The sequence below is a fragment of the Mycobacterium shottsii genome, assembly GCF_010728525.1.
GTDB classification, from domain to species: domain Bacteria; phylum Actinomycetota; class Actinomycetes; order Mycobacteriales; family Mycobacteriaceae; genus Mycobacterium; species Mycobacterium marinum.
The window spans coordinates 1970014-1986351 of record NZ_AP022572.1; the positions used below are offsets into that span (position 1 = coordinate 1970014).

Here is a 16338-nt window from a genome sequence, read left to right on the forward strand (position 1 = left end):
ACGGTCGGCGGCAAGTCCCATTTCTCCGAAGGTATTTGGTCCGGGCCTAGCACGTCAGCTTCGTACCTCTCGTTGGCGGTGCACGACTGTTTGGCTACCTTCCAGCGTCGTGCTAGATCGGTGGCGAGCCGTAGTGGGTGTGGCGCCCGGCCACGGAGGTTTCGGGCCGCGCGGTTGTATCCAGTGATAGTCAGTCAGTCGCAGCTGGCGCTGTTCGCCGGCTGCAAGTTAGCTGGGAAACCCCAGGCGGCGCCGGGCTCGTGGTCCGCCGTCGGTCCGTCAGCTATCCCGAGTGCGGACTGAGCGCGACCGAGGCTTCGGCGGTGTAGCACAGGAAGGTCAGCGTCTCCTGCAGGTACAACTGCACGGTGTCGGCGTCGTGGCTGGTGTACCCGATCGCGACATCGGTGCCCAACTGCAGGTCGAAGTCCCCGCCGCGAGTGGTCAGCACGAACGCACCGTCGATGGCCGGCGCCCAGATGATGTCACCGTCGACCAGCCGGTTCAGATGCTCACGAATGGGATAGCCGTGCTCGGTGGTCTCGCTGATCTTGGTGTAGACGTCGGCGGCCAGCAGCACCGAGTAGGGTCCGTCGACGCCGGCCAGCCGCAGTTCCGACAGTGCCTGGGTGATGACGTCCGGGATTTCGCGCGGGTCCTCGGGCAGCGTGAGCGGCGGGTTGGAGCTGGAGCTGCGGATGCCCTCGATCGATGCGGCGCCGTAACCCTCGAAGATGGTGCGGTCCTCCACGAACGCCAGCTGCTTGGCGGCCGCCTTGACCGGGTCCCAATCCGAGTCCTGGGAACCGCGTTCGACATCATCGATCTCGTTGCGTGACAAGGTGAACGGGACCCGCAGTCGCACCAGGGGCTTGCTCGCCCGCAGATGGGCGATGACCCCGTCGGTAGGAGCCTTCACATCGATCAGCCGGCCCGTGCTCACTGCCGCGGTGACCGGACCTCCGGGGTCGCTCACGTCGACCACCCGACGGCCCGCGATGTGGCGCTTGAATGTCCGGGTGGCCTCCAATTCGATTTCGGCCCAAGCGGCTTCGGTGACCGGTGCCAGATCGCGGTAGAGGTTGTTCATTCGGAGGTTCCTTTCAGGCTGCCGATCGAGAGTGAGCCGTCGTCCGCGGTTGGGACGGCCGCCGGTGCCAGCGGCAAGGGCGGTGGATCGTCGAGGAAATCGATGGTCGGCGAGAAGAACAACCCGCCGGTTGTCGCCGTGGAAAAGTCGAGCACGCGATCGGTATTTCCGGGCGGATCGCCGAGAAACATGTTGCGCAGCAGCCGTTCGGTGACGGTGGGAGTGCGCGAATATCCGATGAAATAGGTGCCGTATTCGCCCTTGCCGACCTCGCCGAACGGCATGTTGTGCCGAACGATCTTCAGTTCGACTCCGTCCTCGTCGGTGATGACGTTGAGCGCGATGTGCGAGTTGGCCGGCTTGGTGCTCTCGTCGAGTTCGATGTCTTCCAGCTTGGTCCGGCCGATCACCCGCTCCTGCTCGGTGACCGACAGCGAGTCCCATGACCCCATGTCATGCACATATTTCTGTACGTGCACATAGCAGGAGCCGGCAAAGTCGGGATCCTCGTCGCCGACGGTGGTCGCGCCGATCGCGATTGCGCCACCGGGGTTTTCGGTGCCGTCGACGAAGCCCAGCAGATCGCGATTGTCGAAAAAGCGGAAGCCGTGCACCTCGTCGACGACGGTGACCGCTGGGGCCATCGCCTTGAGGATTCGGCCGGCCAGCTCGAAGCACACGTCCATAGTTTCGGCCCGGATGTGCAACAGCAGGTCCCCCGGTGTGGCCGGCGCGTTGTGGCGTGGTCCCGTCAACGGGACGAACGGATGCAGTTCGGCCGGCTTTGGGCCGGAGAACAACCGATCCCACGCGTCGGAGCCGATCGAGGCCACCACCGCCAGGTGCTTGGTGGGGTCGCGGAATCCGATGGCCCGCACCAATCCGGATATCTCGGTCAGCGCGTCATGCACGGTCTGCTCGCCGCCGGCGTCGATGGTGGCCACCAAAAAGATTGCGGCTGGCGTCAGGGGCGCGAGGATGGGTTGCGGCTGAACCGAAGGCACCCTGCCGACCCTAGCGTGAATCCCGCAGTCCCCAACAGCCATGATGTTGAGCATGTCCGATGCGCCCACAACTTCAGCCACCGCTCGAGGCCTCGGCGAGTTCATCGACGCGTCGCCCTCCCCGTTTCATCTGTGCGCCACGGTGGCCCGGCGTCTGCTGGATGCCGGGTACACCGAACTGAGTGAGATAGACCGCTGGCCGCAGCAACCGGGCCGCTACTTCACCGTTCGAGCCGGTTCGCTGGTCGCCTGGGACAGCGGCGGCGTCGGGACCGCGCAGGCACCGTTTCGGATTGTCGGGGCGCACTCGGACAGCCCGAACCTGCGGGTCAAACAGCACCCGGATCGGTTGGTCGCCGGCTGGCAGGTGGTGGCGCTCGAACCGTACGGGGGAGCGTGGCTGAACTCCTGGCTGGACCGCGACCTGGGCGTCAGCGGGCGGCTCTCGGTGCGGGCGCCCGGTGTTCGCGGCGGCATCAGTCACCGGCTGGTCCGGATCGATGAGCCGATCCTGCGGGTACCTCAGCTGGCCATCCACCTGGCCGAGGATCGCAAGTCGCTCACGCTGGATCCCCAGCGGCACGTCAACGCGGTATGGGGCGTCGGTGCGCAGCGGGGTTCCTTTTTCGGCTACGTCGCCCAGCGCGCCGGCCTGGCGGAGGGTGATGTGCTGGCGGCCGATCTGATGACCCATGACCTGATCCCGGCCGCGGTCATCGGTGCCAACGCCGACCTGCTCAGCGCGCCGCGGCTGGACAACCAGGCCAGTTGCTACGCGGGACTGGAAGCGCTACTGGCCGCCGAATCGGACCAGGTGCTGCCCGTGCTGGCGATCTTCGACCACGAGGAGGTCGGCTCGACCTCGGACCACGGCGCGCAGTCCAACCTGCTGAACACGGTGCTGGAAAGGATCGTGCTGGCCGGTGGCGGGGTCCGGGAAGACCTGTTGCGGCTGTTGCCGGCTTCACTGCTGGCGTCCGCGGACATGGCGCACGCCACTCATCCCAACTACCCCGAGCGCCATGAGCCCAGCCACCAGATCGCGGTCAACGCGGGGCCGGTGCTCAAGGTGCACCCCAATCTGCGCTACGCCACCGAGGGGCGGACAGCCGCGGCCTTTGCGCTGGCCTGTCAGCAGGCCGGTGTCAATCTGCAACGTTACGAGCATCGGGCCGACCTGCCGTGCGGGTCGACGATCGGGCCGATGACCTCGGCCCGCACCGGTATCCCCACCGTGGACGTGGGTGCCGCGCAGCTGGCGATGCACTCCGCGCGCGAGCTGATGGGCGCCGCCGACGTGGCGGCGTATTCGGCAGCGCTATGGGCGTTCTACGTGCCCGAATAGTGGGCGGCAATAGACTCGGTTGGCATGACGCTCAGTGTCGAGATGGTCACCTTCGACTGCAGTGATCCCGCCCGGCTGGCCGGCTGGTGGGCCGAGCACTTCGGCGGGACGGCGCACGAATTGCTGCCCGGCGAGTTCATCGCGGTGACGCGTCCGGCGGGGCCGCGGCTCGGATTTCAGAAGGTGCCCGATCCAACACCCGGAAAAAACCGGGTGCACCTGGACTTTTCGGCCGCCGACGTGGACGGTGAAGTGTCACGGCTGGCGGCCGCCGGAGCGACCGAGGTGCAGCGGCACCAATTCGGGGAGAACTTCCGGTGGGTGGTGATGGCCGATCCCGAGGGCAACGTCTTCTGCGTCGTCGGCCAGTAGCGCACCGCCCATCGACGGTCAGGCTGCGCGCGAAACGCCGAACAGCTCTCGACAGCGGTCAAACCCCTCAACCTGAACCTCGACATGGCGCTGGCGCAGCCAGTCGTCACGAGTCAACCGGAAGCGCACCCGCTGTGCCGCGGCGCCCTCTCGCGCCACTCGGTCGACGCCGTTTTCCCGGTAGCCCTGACGTCGGGATATCGCGATCGAGGCCGGATTGTCGGCGAACGCTGCCGAGGTAGCGGCCTGGGCTCCAAGCTCACAGAACACGAAATGCAATGCTGCCGCCCGCATCTCGGTGCCAAGGCCGTTTCCTTGGTGACACAGTCCCAGCCAGGATCCGGATTCGACTTCGCCGGCGATCGGGAAGTTGCTGGCGCGCAAGCCCTGCACACCGACGGCCCGACCCTCGACCACGACGGCCAGAGGCAGGGCCCAGTCATTGCGGCTGAATCCCGCCAGCTCCCGCCACAGGAAGGACAAGGTGTTGTACGGCAGCTCCGCCTGAGGGGCTCGGGTCCAGGGGACGGAAAACGGCATCCGGTCCGGCTCGTGCACGCCGTCCAGAATTGTGTCGATCAGCTGGTCGCACAGCTCTTCGGTGGGCAGTCGCAGCTGTAGGCGCGAGGTCGTGATTCGCAGATCGAACAGCGGCCAGTGACGAGACATAGCCCCATTATGTTGACCAGGCCGACCGCTGTCAGCCGGTTTTCCTGCCGCGGGTCTCCGGCGGGAGCGATGCGGCCCGGGACTCTAGACTGTCTGCGTGACGAGCGCTCGCAGCCACCAGACTGACACAGTCGCACATGCCGCCACCACCCCCGACCAGCCGCAACCGTTTCACGAGCTGGGCCTCAAAGACGACGAGTATCAGCGGATTCGTGACATCCTGGGCCGTCGGCCCACCGACACCGAGCTCGCCATGTACTCGGTGATGTGGAGCGAGCACTGCTCCTACAAGTCCTCCAAAGTCCATTTGCGCTATTTCGGCGAGACCACCACCGATGAAATGCGCGCCGGGATGCTGGCCGGGATCGGCGAGAACGCCGGCGTCGTCGACATCGGTGACGGGTGGGCCGTCACGTTCAAGGTGGAATCGCACAACCACCCCTCCTACGTCGAGCCCTACCAGGGTGCGGCCACGGGTGTCGGCGGCATCGTCCGCGACATCATGGCGATGGGTGCGCGGCCGATCGCGGTGATGGACCAACTGCGCTTCGGCGCCGCCGATGCCCCCGACACTCGCCGGGTGCTCGACGGTGTGGTCCGCGGTGTCGGCGGTTACGGCAACTCGCTGGGGTTGCCGAACATCGGCGGCGAGACGGTCTTCGACGCGTGCTATGCCGGTAACCCCTTGGTCAATGCGCTGTGCGTGGGCGTCTTGCGTCAAGAGGACTTGCACCTGGCGTTCGCCTCCGGCGCCGGAAACAAGATCATCCTGTTCGGCGCGAGGACCGGCCTGGACGGCATCGGCGGGGTGTCGGTGCTGGCCTCGGACACCTTCAGCTCCGATGGCGAGGGCGAGGGCGCGCGCAAGAAGTTGCCGTCGGTCCAGGTGGGCGACCCGTTCATGGAAAAGGTGCTCATCGAGTGCTGTCTCGAGCTCTACTCGGACGGACTGGTGATCGGCATCCAGGACCTCGGCGGCGCAGGGTTGTCTTGCGCCACATCGGAGTTGGCCTCCGCCGGGGATGGCGGCATGGCGATCAACCTGGAAACCGTCCCGCTGCGCGCCAAGGAAATGACGCCCGCCGAGGTACTCTGCAGCGAGTCGCAGGAACGGATGTGCGCGGTGGTGTCGCCGGAGAACGTGGACGCGTTCATGGCGGTGTGCCGCAAGTGGGACGTGCTGGCCACGGTTATCGGTGAGGTCACCGAGGGCGACCGGTTGCGCATCACCTGGCACGGCGAGAAGGTCGTGGACGTGCCACCGCGCACGGTGGCCCACGAGGGCCCGGTGTACCAGCGTCCGGTCGCCCGCCCCGACACCCAGGATGCGCTCAACGCCGATTCGTCGAAGAGCCTGCCCCGCCCGGCTACCGGCGACGAGCTGCGCGCGACTCTGCTTGCGCTGCTTGGCAGTCCGCACCTGTGCAGTCGCGCGTTCATCACCGAGCAGTACGACCGCTACGTGCGCGGCAACACGGTGCTCGCCGAACATGCGGACGGCGGCGTGCTGCGTATCGACGAGGCCACCGGTCGCGGTATCGCGTTGTCGACCGATGCTTCGGGGCGCTACACCCTGCTTGACCCCTACACCGGTGCCCAGCTGGCACTGGCCGAGGCCTACCGCAACGTCGCCGCGACCGGCGCGACCCCGGTGGCGGTGACCAACTGCCTCAACTTCGGCTCGCCCGAGGATCCCGGCGTGATGTGGCAGTTTGCCCAGGCGGTGCGCGGCTTGGCCGATGGTTGTGTGGCGCTGGGAATTCCGGTGACCGGCGGCAACGTCAGTTTCTATAACCAAACCGGGTCGACGGCGATCATGCCCACCCCGGTGGTCGGGGTGCTCGGCGTGATCGACGATGTCACTCGTCGCATCCCCACCGCGATGGGCGCTGAGCCCAGCGAAACCCTGATGCTGCTGGGCGATACCCGAGACGAGCTGGACGGCTCGATCTGGGCGCAAGTCACCGGCGAGCACCTGGGCGGCACGCCCCCCGCGGTCGATCTGGCGCGGGAGAAGCTGCTGGCTGACGTGCTGCGCGCGGCATCGCGGGACGGGCTGGTCTCCGCGGCGCACGACCTGTCCGAGGGCGGACTGGCCCAAGCCATCGTCGAATCGGCATTGGCGGGTGAAACCGGCTGCCGCATTGTGCTTCCCGACGACGCCGACCCGTTTGTCATGCTCTTTTCCGAATCGGCCGGCCGGGTGCTGGTGGCGGTGCCGCGCACCGAAGAGAGCCGGCTACGGGCCATGTGTGCAGCGCGAGGATTGCCCGCGGTGCGTATCGGGGTCGTCGACCAGGCATCCGATGACATCGAGGTGCAGGGCTTGTTCACGGTCTCGCTGGCCGAACTGCGCGCGACGTCTGAGGCGGTGCTGCCGAGATTTTTCGGGTAAGTCGGCTGCGCGCGCTGGCTCTGGCCGCCGGCTTGGTCGGCTGGAGCCTGGCCAGTCCGCGGCTGCCGGCGCGGTGGCGGGTGGCGCTGCAGGCCGTTTTGGGTGGCGTACTTGTGCTGGTGACCCGTGCACCACTGGGGCTTGCGCCGCCCCGGTTGTGGGCCGGGCTGCGACTGGGCGCGGTGGCCGCCGCCCCGGTGGCCACCGCGATCGCGGCGACGACTCCGGTGTCGATGGTGCGCCTGTCGATGTCCGAACGCGACCTGCCCGCATCGGTGCCGGGCTGGCTCGGGCTGCAGATTCCGTTCGGGACGGTCTGGGCCGAGGAGGCGGCGTTTCGTGCGGCATTGGCCACCATGGGCACCAGAGGTTTTGGTCACGTCGGTGGGCGGTTGCTACAGGCGGCCACCTTCGGTCTGTCCCACGTCGCCGATGCGCGCGCGACCGGTGCGCCGCCGGTGCCTACGGTGCTGGTCACCGGCCTGGCCGGCTGGCTATTCGGGCGGCTGGCAGAGCGCAGCGGCAGCCTGGCGGCACCGATGGTGCTGCACCTGGCGATCAACGAGGCCGGGGCGGTTGCGGCGCTGACGGTCCAGCGTCGCTGGATCAACGGTGCCGAAATCACGCCGCGGCGCCGCTATACTTGACACGCTGGCTTTTCGCAGCAAACGACTCGACCGAGAGGCTTGGCACCCCAGGTGCACAGACTTAGGGCCGCGGAGCATCCGCGGCCGGACTACGTTCTTCTGCATATCAGCGACACCCATCTTGTCGGAGGGGATGACCCTCTCTATGGCGCGGTAGACGCCGACAGCAGGCTGGCTGAACTACTTGAACAGCTCAAGCACTCAGGGGCGAGCCCTGATGCGGTCATTTTCACCGGCGACTTGGCCGATACCGGTGAAGCGGCGGCTTATCGCAAGCTGCGCGCGGTGGTCGAACCTTTCGCCGCCGAGTTGGACGCCGAACTGATCTGGGTGATGGGCAACCACGACGACAGGGCCGCCCTGCGCAGGTTCCTGCTGGACGAGGCCCCGTCGATGGCGCCGCTGGACCGGGTAACCATGATCGACGGCCTGCGGATCATCACGCTGGACACCTCGGTGCCCGGGCATCACTACGGCGAGGTCCGGGATTCCCAATTGAGATGGCTCGCTGAAGAGCTGAAGACCCCCGCACCGCACGGCACCATCCTGGCGCTGCATCATCCGCCGATTCCCAGCGTCCTGGACCTGGCCGTAACGGTGGAACTGCGCGACCAAGCCCGGCTGGGACGGGTGCTCGAGGGCAGCGATGTCCGGGCCATTCTGGCCGGCCACCTGCATTACTCGACCAACGCCACCTTCGTGGGGATCCCGGTCTCGGTGGCCTCGGCCACCTGCTACACCCAGGATCTTACCGTTGAGGTCGGGGGAACCCGGGGCCGAGACGCGGCGCAGGCCTGCAACCTGGTGCACGTGTACCCCGACACCGTGGTGCACTCGGTGATTCCGATCGGTACCGGCAAAACCGTGGGCACCTTCGTCTCGCCCGCGCAGGCGAAACGGCAGATTGCCGAAAGCGGGATGTTCATCGAGCCGTCACGGCGGGATTCGCTGTTCAGCCACCCTCCGATGGTGCTGACGCCATCGGTTCGGCCAAGTCCTGCGGATTGATATCTGCGGCAACCTTTTCCCATGGCGCGGGGATGGGGAAGTAGCGCTCCAGGAAATCGACCACGCGCTCCGCCCGCTCGGTGCCGCTGACTTCGGGGAAGCTGCCATCATTGAGGCAGAAGAAGTCATAGTTGCGGCGCCTGCGCAATTCGGGAAGTAGGCCGAGCCCGGCGCGGGTGGTGGTGTCCACATAGAGGACTTTGGCCTTCTCTTGCTGGACGGCCTTGCCGGTCATCAGTGCGTAGTAGTGGTACAGCGAATTCGTCACCGAGATGTCGGTGCCGGACCTGAAGGCGCTGGCCTGGGTGCGCGCGAATTCCTCCGGAAACTCCCGCTCCAACTCGACGAGCACGCTCTTGCGCAGTGGCACGGCGGTGTGCTCGAGGTGACGGGTGATCACCTGACCGAATCGGGCGAACAGCAGCTGGCGGTTCACCCGGGCCGCGTTTTCAAAGCCGCTGCGAGTCGGATCGTTTGCCCCGAGCCCGATCCGTGTGTTGGCCTCGATGAACCGGGTGACGCCGCCAGGGGAGAAGAACATGCTGGCGTTGAGTGGCCGGCCAAAGAACATGTCGTCATTGGAATACAGAAAGTGCTCGCTGAGATCGGGGATATGGTGCAGCTGACTCTCCACCGCGTGCGAGTTGTAGGTCGGCAATGCGGCCCGGTCGGAAAAGTGGTCCTCGGCGCGCACCACCGTGACGTTCGGGTGCTCAGCCAACCACGGGGGTGGGGTTGAATCCGTCGCGATGAAAATGCGACGGATCCACGGCGCGAACATGTTCACTGATCGCAGCGCGTATTTCAGCTCGTCGACCTGACGGATCCGCGCCTCGGCGTCGTCGCCTTCTCCCACCACATGCTGCGACATCTGTGCGGCGCGTCGGGCCCGGAATTCCGGGTCGCTGCCGTCCACCCAGGAAAACACCAGATCGATGTCGAACGTCACATCGCTGGCATGAGGTGTGAACATCCCATCCAGCGTTGGCCACTTGTATCCATATAGTTTGACCGACGAAGGCGAAAGTTCGTCGCGCGGCAGTATCTTGCGGGTGAGGGAGTTTTCTATCGGGCACCGGATGAGCGTTTCCTCGAAGACCCAGAATTGGATCTCGACACCAAACATTGCGCCATAACGAAATCCGCCCGGCGCAATCCGCCGGCGATACAAACGCAGAATTTGCGGATCGGCCACCCTGGAAAGATGGCCATTAGCCAGCAAGACGGGAGAAATTCCTTTCTCATCAATCGTTTTGGCGTACATCGGTTCGGTGGCACACGCCGCGGCGAGAGCGCGTTCGAGGGCGGGACGCAACTGTATGTCGACCGCAAGAATCGGACGGCCGCTGTGATTGCGAATCAGCAGGAATGGAATGCCGGCCCGGTTCAACGCCTTTCGCAGGAAGACGAGGTCCTCGATCTGTGCCTCTTGGGGAGTGAGGCTCGATTCCAGGCGGGCAATCTTGCCGCCCCGGGTAACGATGATGGGCGCCAGGCCGCGCGCGGCGGGCCGACTGCCGTCACGTGAAGGGATCTTGGGCATCGGAACACCGCCTTAGGTAAGAGTGATTTCGGCACCGCGAGGATCTCACACTTCCGGCGCCCCCGCAGTGCGAGAGAGCCCGGCGGCACCGAGCAGCTCCGGGTACCTTTAGCTGCGTCGACAAATACTGCGCCGCAGACGATTTAGCACTTTGCCGACATCCGCCGGACACCTCACCGTTTCCGGCATGACCTATGATGTTGGGTTCGTTGAGGCGTTGTTTCAGTGCGCCCGATCCGGCTGGTCGGCGACGACGCTGCCGTCGGGTTGCCGCAGCGGAGCCCGGCTGCCATCCGGATCGTCGAAACCCTGGGTCGCACAGGGATACGGCGGGTGTGCCGGGAGCGGGTCGATGAACATCGGATTGACCAGCCAGCGCCCGTCGGCGTCCGCGTAGGCGCGACACATCAGCTCGATCTTGTTGCGGTTGATCACCAGGCGCAACGCGGTGGCGTCGGTGAGGAACGTGGCGTCCCCGTTGGAGTCTCCGGCCGCGAACGATTGGCGGCGCTGTTCGGGGAGTTGGTCGAACGCGGCCGGCCCCGCAACCCCGAAAACCTGCTCGTTGACCCGGCACCGTTTGCCTTCGTTGAAGGGGATCGACGGCTCACCGCCGCACTGGGCCAGGCGCGCCGTGAGCACCTCGCCGTCGTGTTCGGTGCGAACACCCATCACGTGGTCGGCGGCGATACCCACGTCCGCCGCCCACACCCGCACCACCGGCTCGGCCGATGCGGAGATGATCCGCACATCGAATCCGTTGGCCTGCAAGGTTGCCACCAGGTCCCGCATCTGCGAGTAGTAACGCACCCAGGCGATCTGTTGAGTGCTGCCCACCGTCTGTTCGGCATTCTCGGCCGCGTCCAGGTTCTCCTGCCGGGCCGCGGTGACAAATCCGGTGATCTCTGCCTCGGTCCAGCCAGCCAATGACTGCGCGGCCCAGGCATCGGCGGGTTGCATGCGCCGATGGTTGAACCCGGCGAATGCGGCCGCCCCGGATCGGGTTTTTTCGCTCGTGTACACCGAAATCAGCTCGTTGGCGCATCCGGTTTCGGAGCCGGTCGGCAAGGGCTGGCCGGGCGCCGCGAGGCCGCCGGCGGGGTCAGATAAGGGCTGGTGCTGGTCCAGTCGCCGGCCGCGGGTTGACGCACCTTGGAATTGCGGATCATCCAGAACAATGTCGCGTTGCCGATGTCGTTTCGCACCATGGTGTTGTCCCAGTCGAACAACGCCACCGGAGCCCCGTCGGCCACCGAACCGGACTTGCCGCAGCTGCCGAGCCGGCCGATCATCTCGTTGATCCGGTCCCGATTGTCGCCGTACCATCCGGGATCGGCGGCCAGCGTCCGGCAGGCAGTCCCGGTCGAGCTGGTCGAAGCGGTGCCCGAATGATCGCCGCCGCCGCTACAACCGGCCAGCCCCAGCATCGCCGCAGCAGCAAGTACCCGCACAGGCCAAAGTCTCATCGCTCGTCTCTCGCACGGTGGGTTTCGGTGATCGCAACATTAGGGGTTAATGGTGTTCTCACCGAACTGACGTCCCCAGACATATTCGTTGAGCAGGGGCTGTCCGATCTCGAGATGGTTGTAGGGCGCCATGTTCGCGCCGACGTCCATCACCAGATACGGAGCGGGCCACAAGTCGCGGGTGATCGTCTGCCAGCACCCGGGTCGCCCGCCGGGGCCGCCCCGCGCATTCACCCGCGGCAGATTCTCCGGATAGATATACGGATTCGGCGCACCCGATATGGCGCCCGATGAGGCTGCTCCCAGCGAGTAGCCGTTGAAGCCCAGCGCGTTGCGGATCCGGGGGGCGACCTCGTCGTAGTTGCGGATGGTGCAGAAGATCTCCGGGCTGTACTCGTCGAGCAGCTGGCCGGTGGGCACCAGATCGGCGGCGCCGCGGGTCAGGTAGGGGCCGCCCCGCTCGAACACCTCCGAGCCGTTGTTGGCCAAACCGACCGATGCCAGTAACGCCGCATCCAAATCGCTACGTCGTTGGTTGACCGTGCGCGCGACGGTCACCGCGGAGTCGACGGCATACCAAAGGTCCGCTGAGGCGTCGGCATAAATGTCACCCAGCGCCGCCAGCCCCCTGATGTCGCGGTGCGCCTGCGGCATCAGGGGGTTCACGTCATCGAGGATGGCGTTGCCGTTGACCAGTGCGGTGCCCAACCGATCGCCCAGGCCGCTCAGGGCCTGCGCGGCCGCGCTCAGCGTCAGGTTGAGCTTGACCGGATCGACTTTCTCGCTGATCGCCGTCACATTCTCGAACAGCGTGTTGAATTCCGTGGTCACCGAGGTCGCGTAGATCACACGGGCCGGCGTGATGTGTTGCGGTGCCGGGTCTGTTGGCGAGGTCAGGGACACATATTTGTTGCCGAAAACGGTCGTCGCCTTGATGGTTGCCGACACATTCGCCGGAATTGACCCGATGTACTTCGGCGTGACGTCTAACGCGAATCTGGCCGCTGGCGCGCCGTCATGGGTGACCTCGGTGATGCTGGACACCCGGCCGATCTGCACACCGTTGAACGTGACCATCGCGCCCGGATCGGTTACCAAACCGGCCCGCGGAGCAATCATGGTCAATCGAGTCTTGGGGATGAACGTCCCACGAAACTGCCAGTACAGCATCGCACCGAAGAACACCAAGACCGTCAGGGCCGCTAGACCGATGATCTTGTAGGGCGGCCGCGATCGCGGGTCCATGATTCTGAGACCCTAAGGTATGGCCGCCCGCGATAGAACCGATCCGGCAAAGACCCGCCAGATTGTCTTGGAGATTGCGGACTGGCTGCGCGACGAATCCCATCCAGCGCCGGGCCGCACCGCGCTGGCAACGGCGGTTCGGCTCACCGCGCGCACGCTGGGTGCGGTGGCACCCGGCGCGGCCGTCGAAGTCCGGATCCCACCATTTGTCGCCGTGCAGTGCATTCCCGGGCCCAGACACACCCGCGGCACTCCGCCCAATGTCGTCGAAACCGATCCGCGCACGTGGTTGTTGGTGGCCACGGGGCTGTTGAGGTTGTCCGAGGCGACGGCGACCGGCGCGTTGACTTTGTCCGGTTCGCGGGCAGATGAAATCGGACACTGGCTGCCGCTGATTGATCTCGGCTGAATTTTATGTCCTGGCCTGTGATTATTGTTCAACGCGGAAGATGGCCAAAAGGAAAACGCAGGTTTGATTCGGCCCCACGGCCATGGTGGCCGTAGACTCTTACTCGTCACCAACCGCGCCCCAGGGAGTCGCCAAACCGTGACCGCACAGCAGTCCGAAGAAGACTTCAACGCGCCTCGTGAAGAATGCGGTGTATTCGGGGTCTGGGCCCCGGGCGAAGATGTTGCCAAACTCAGCTACTACGGCCTTTACGCGCTGCAGCATCGCGGCCAGGAGGCGGCAGGCATTGCCGTCGCCGACGGCTCGCAAGTGCTGGTCTTCAAGGACCTCGGCCTGGTCAGTCAGGTATTCGACGAGCAGACGCTGGCAGCCATGCAGGGGCATGTCGCCATCGGGCACTGCCGCTATTCGACCACCGGCGACACGACCTGGGAAAACGCCCAGCCCGTCTTCCGCAATACCGCTGCGGGCACCGGAGTTGCATTGGGTCACAACGGCAATCTCGTCAACGCGGCCGCCCTTGCGGCGCGCGCCCGGGACGAGGGACTGATCGGAAACCGATCCTCGGCGTCCGCCACGACGGACTCGGACATCCTGGGCGCACTGCTGGCCCACGGCGCCGCCGATTCCAGTCTGGAGCAGGCCGCCCTGGAGCTGTTGCCGACGGTGCTTGGTGCCTTTTGTCTGACCTTCATGGACGAAAACACGCTGTATGCCTGCCGCGACCCGCACGGGGTGCGGCCGTTGTCGCTGGGCCGGCTCGATCGTGGCTGGGTGGTGGCATCGGAAACGGCCGCGCTCGACATCGTCGGTGCGTCGTTCGTGCGTGACATTGAACCGGGCGAGCTGCTGGCAATCGATGCCGACGGGGTGCGGTCCACCCGCTTCGCTAACCCCACCCCCAAGGGTTGCGTCTTCGAGTACGTCTACCTGGCACGCCCGGACAGCATGCTCAACGGCCGGTCCGTGCACGCCGCCCGGGCGGCGATCGGTCGTCGGCTGGCCCAGGAGCGCGGGGTCGAGGCCGATTTGGTGATCGGCGTGCCGGAGTCGGGTACCCCTGCCGCGGTTGGTTATGCGCAGGAATCCGGCATCCCCTATGGACAAGGGCTGATGAAGAACGCCTATGTCGGGCGGACGTTCATCCAGCCGTCACAGACGATCCGCCAGCTCGGTATCCGGTTGAAGCTCAACCCGCTCAAAGAGGTGATCCGCGGCAAGCGCCTGATCGTCGTCGACGACTCCATCGTGCGGGGAAACACGCAGCGGGCCCTGGTGCGGATGTTGCGTGAGGCCGGTGCCGTCGAAGTGCATGTGCGAATCGCCTCGCCGCCGGTGAAGTGGCCCTGTTTTTACGGTATCGACTTTCCCTCGCCGGCCGAACTGATCGCCAACGCCGTCGAGGACGAAAACGAGATGCTCGAAGCCGTGCGTCACGTGATCAACGCCGACACGCTGGGCTACATCTCGCTGCGGGGATTGGTAGCGGCCACCGAGCAACCGATCTCCCGGCTGTGCACCGCCTGTTTCGATGGCAAGTACCCGATCGAGCTGCCCGGCGAGACCGCCCTGGGCAAGAACGTCATCGAGCACATGCTCGCCAACGCGGCGCGCGGAGCCGAGCTGGGCGACGTTGCGACCGACGAAGTACCCATCGGGCACTGAGATGTGCGCGGCGCGAGAGTTGCCGATACCGGCGGTGAGCGCCGCCCGGTAGCCTTTATCGCGATGACGGATCCCGAAAAAAGTCCAGAAAGCTCCGGAAGAGGCCCAGCCAGCCAAGGCGTCACGTACGCGGCGGCAGGTGTGGACATCGAAGCCGGCGACCGAGCCGTGGAGTTGTTCAAGCCGTTGGCAACCCGGGCCACCAGACCCGAGGTGCGCGGCGGGCTCGGCGGATTTGCCGGATTGTTCGCCCTGCGCAACGACTACCGCGAACCGGTGCTGGCCGCCTCCACCGACGGGGTCGGCACCAAGCTGGCGGTCGCGCAGGCGATGGACAAGCACGACACTGTCGGTCTTGACCTGGTCGCGATGGTGGTCGATGACCTGGTGGTGTGTGGCGCGGAGCCACTGTTCCTGCAGGACTACATCGCGGTCGGCCGGACCGTGCCGGAACGGGTCAGCGCGATCGTCAGCGGCATCGCTGAGGGTTGTGTCCGCGCTGGCTGCGCCCTGCTGGGGGGTGAGACCGCTGAACATCCCGGGCTGATGGCACCCGACCATTACGACATCTCGGCCACCGGGGTGGGTGTGGTCGAAGCCGACGACGTGCTGGGGCCGGAACGCGTCAAACCCGGCGACGTCATCATCGCGATGGGCTCGTCGGGGCTGCATTCCAACGGTTACTCGCTGGCCCGCAACGTCCTGCTGGAGATCGACCGGATGAATCTGGCCGGTTATGTGGAGGAGTTCGGCCGCACGTTGGGTGAAGAGCTATTGGAGCCCACCCGGATCTATGCCAAGGACTGTCTGGCGCTCACCGCTGAGACGCATGTCCGAACGTTCTGTCACGTCACGGGTGGCGGGTTGGCCGGCAACCTGGAGCGGGTAATCCCGCATGGGCTGGTCGCCGAGATCGACCGCGGCACCTGGACACCCGCGCCGGTGTTCGCGATGATTGCCCAGCGCGGCCGGGTGGTGCGCGAGGAGATGGAAAAGACCTTCAACATGGGCGTCGGCATGATCGCCGTCGTAGCCCCTGAAGACACCGACCGGGCGCTGGCCATACTGACCGCGCGCCACCTGGACTGCTGGGTGCTGGGCACCGTCTGCAAGGGTGGCAAAGAGGGTCCACGTGCCACGCTGGTGGGCCAGCACCCGCGATTCTAGAAACCACAAGCCCTAGGGTTCGGTCGCCACCGGCGTAGCCGGTGGCGACCGAACCCTAGGGTTGGAATGTCAGCGGGAAAGCGACCTGTGCGCCTAGCGGCGCCAGCTCTCCTCGTCGTCCCCCGAGTCTTCGGTGTCGTCCACTTGGTCGGATGTGTCGGGACTTGCACCCGACAGCTCGCGCTGAAGGCGCTGGAAGTCGGTCTGCGGGGAGCTGTATTTCAGTTCTCGAGCAACCTTGGTCTGCTTTGCCTTAGCCCGGCCGCGGCCCATGGGGGAACCCCCTCGCGAAATAACGGAGCGGCCTAACAAG

14 protein-coding genes and 1 pseudogene are annotated in these 16338 nt (G+C 65.8%); 8 read left to right on the forward strand and 7 right to left on the reverse strand.

The window, feature by feature from the left end; translation table 11 throughout:
* Positions 1–283 precede the first annotated feature (283 nt).
* Positions 284–1090 (reverse strand): family 1 encapsulin nanocompartment shell protein, encoded by an 807-nt coding sequence (locus G6N41_RS09305; protein WP_198967192.1) that lies wholly within the window; start codon positions 1088–1090, stop codon positions 284–286.
* On the reverse strand, positions 1087–2094 hold the full coding sequence (locus G6N41_RS09310; RefSeq protein ID WP_231608892.1) for a Dyp-type peroxidase: 1008 nt from the start codon (positions 2092–2094) through the stop codon (positions 1087–1089). The genes G6N41_RS09305 and G6N41_RS09310 overlap by 4 nt, the downstream gene beginning before the upstream one ends.
* 52 nt (positions 2095–2146) lie before the next feature.
* On the opposite strand from G6N41_RS09310, the gene G6N41_RS09315 reads away from it, so the two are divergent.
* Together G6N41_RS09315 and G6N41_RS09320 are read left to right on the forward strand one after the other, a co-directional pair.
* The gene (locus G6N41_RS09315; RefSeq protein ID WP_198967193.1) at positions 2147–3439 is read left to right on the forward strand and encodes a M18 family aminopeptidase; all 1293 of its coding nucleotides are present in this window, start codon (positions 2147–2149) and stop codon (positions 3437–3439) included.
* 24 nt (positions 3440–3463) lie between these two features.
* Positions 3464–3811: a VOC family protein gene (locus tag G6N41_RS09320; protein ID WP_012396420.1), complete on the forward strand. Its 348-nt coding sequence runs from the start codon at positions 3464–3466 to the stop codon at positions 3809–3811.
* 18 nt (positions 3812–3829) lie between these two features.
* Here G6N41_RS09320 and G6N41_RS09325 read toward each other — a convergent pair whose 3' ends face one another.
* On the reverse strand, positions 3830–4480 hold the full coding sequence (locus G6N41_RS09325; RefSeq protein ID WP_198967194.1) for an acetyl-/succinyl-CoA transferase: 651 nt from the start codon (positions 4478–4480) through the stop codon (positions 3830–3832).
* Positions 4481–4577: 97 nt separating this feature from the next.
* Here G6N41_RS09325 and purL point away from each other — a divergent pair, with 97 nt between their 5' ends.
* Genes purL through G6N41_RS09340 form a run of 3 tightly spaced genes read left to right on the forward strand, consistent with a single transcriptional unit; the run spans position 4578 to position 8530 of the window.
* Positions 4578–6875: a phosphoribosylformylglycinamidine synthase subunit PurL gene (gene purL, locus G6N41_RS09330; RefSeq protein WP_198967195.1), complete on the forward strand. Its 2298-nt coding sequence runs from the start codon at positions 4578–4580 to the stop codon at positions 6873–6875.
* Positions 6863–7522 (forward strand): Rv0804 family intramembrane glutamic endopeptidase, encoded by a 660-nt coding sequence (locus tag G6N41_RS09335; RefSeq protein WP_198967803.1) that lies wholly within the window; start codon positions 6863–6865, stop codon positions 7520–7522. Before purL ends, G6N41_RS09335 begins: the two co-directional genes overlap by 13 nt.
* A gap of 51 nt (positions 7523–7573) precedes the next feature.
* Complete coding sequence (locus tag G6N41_RS09340) at positions 7574–8530, forward strand: phosphodiesterase (RefSeq protein WP_036456716.1); 957 nt, start codon at positions 7574–7576, stop codon at positions 8528–8530.
* On the opposite strand, the gene G6N41_RS09345 is transcribed toward G6N41_RS09340, so the two are convergent.
* From G6N41_RS09345 to G6N41_RS09355, 3 genes and pseudogenes are all read right to left on the reverse strand, one after another.
* Complete coding sequence (locus G6N41_RS09345) at positions 8475–10073, reverse strand: stealth family protein (protein ID WP_117423127.1); 1599 nt, start codon at positions 10071–10073, stop codon at positions 8475–8477. The genes G6N41_RS09340 and G6N41_RS09345 overlap by 56 nt on opposite strands.
* Before the next feature lie 222 nt (positions 10074–10295).
* Positions 10296–11524, reverse strand: a pseudogene (locus G6N41_RS09350) (HAD family hydrolase).
* A 54-nt stretch (positions 11525–11578) separates the two neighbouring features.
* Positions 11579–12784 carry an MCE family protein gene (locus G6N41_RS09355; protein ID WP_198967196.1) on the reverse strand — a complete coding sequence of 402 codons (1206 nt, stop codon included), beginning with the start codon at positions 12782–12784 and terminating at the stop codon, positions 11579–11581.
* A 19-nt stretch (positions 12785–12803) separates the two neighbouring features.
* Between G6N41_RS09355 and G6N41_RS09360 the strand changes: the two genes are divergently transcribed.
* The 3 genes from G6N41_RS09360 to purM all read left to right on the forward strand — a co-directional run bounded on the left by G6N41_RS09360 (position 12804) and on the right by purM (position 16025).
* Positions 12804–13193, forward strand: a complete 390-nt coding sequence (locus tag G6N41_RS09360; RefSeq protein WP_012396412.1) for a sterol carrier family protein — start codon at positions 12804–12806, stop codon at positions 13191–13193.
* A gap of 138 nt (positions 13194–13331) precedes the next feature.
* Positions 13332–14858, forward strand: a complete 1527-nt coding sequence (purF, locus tag G6N41_RS09365) for an amidophosphoribosyltransferase (RefSeq protein WP_198967197.1) — start codon at positions 13332–13334, stop codon at positions 14856–14858.
* 63 nt (positions 14859–14921) lie between these two features.
* Positions 14922–16025, forward strand: a complete 1104-nt coding sequence (purM, locus tag G6N41_RS09370; RefSeq protein WP_012396410.1) for a phosphoribosylformylglycinamidine cyclo-ligase — start codon at positions 14922–14924, stop codon at positions 16023–16025.
* Positions 16026–16118: 93 nt separating this feature from the next.
* Here purM and G6N41_RS09375 read toward each other — a convergent pair whose 3' ends face one another.
* Positions 16119–16298: a DUF3073 domain-containing protein gene (locus G6N41_RS09375; RefSeq protein WP_198967198.1), complete on the reverse strand. Its 180-nt coding sequence runs from the start codon at positions 16296–16298 to the stop codon at positions 16119–16121.
* Between the last annotated feature and the right edge of the window lie 40 nt (positions 16299–16338).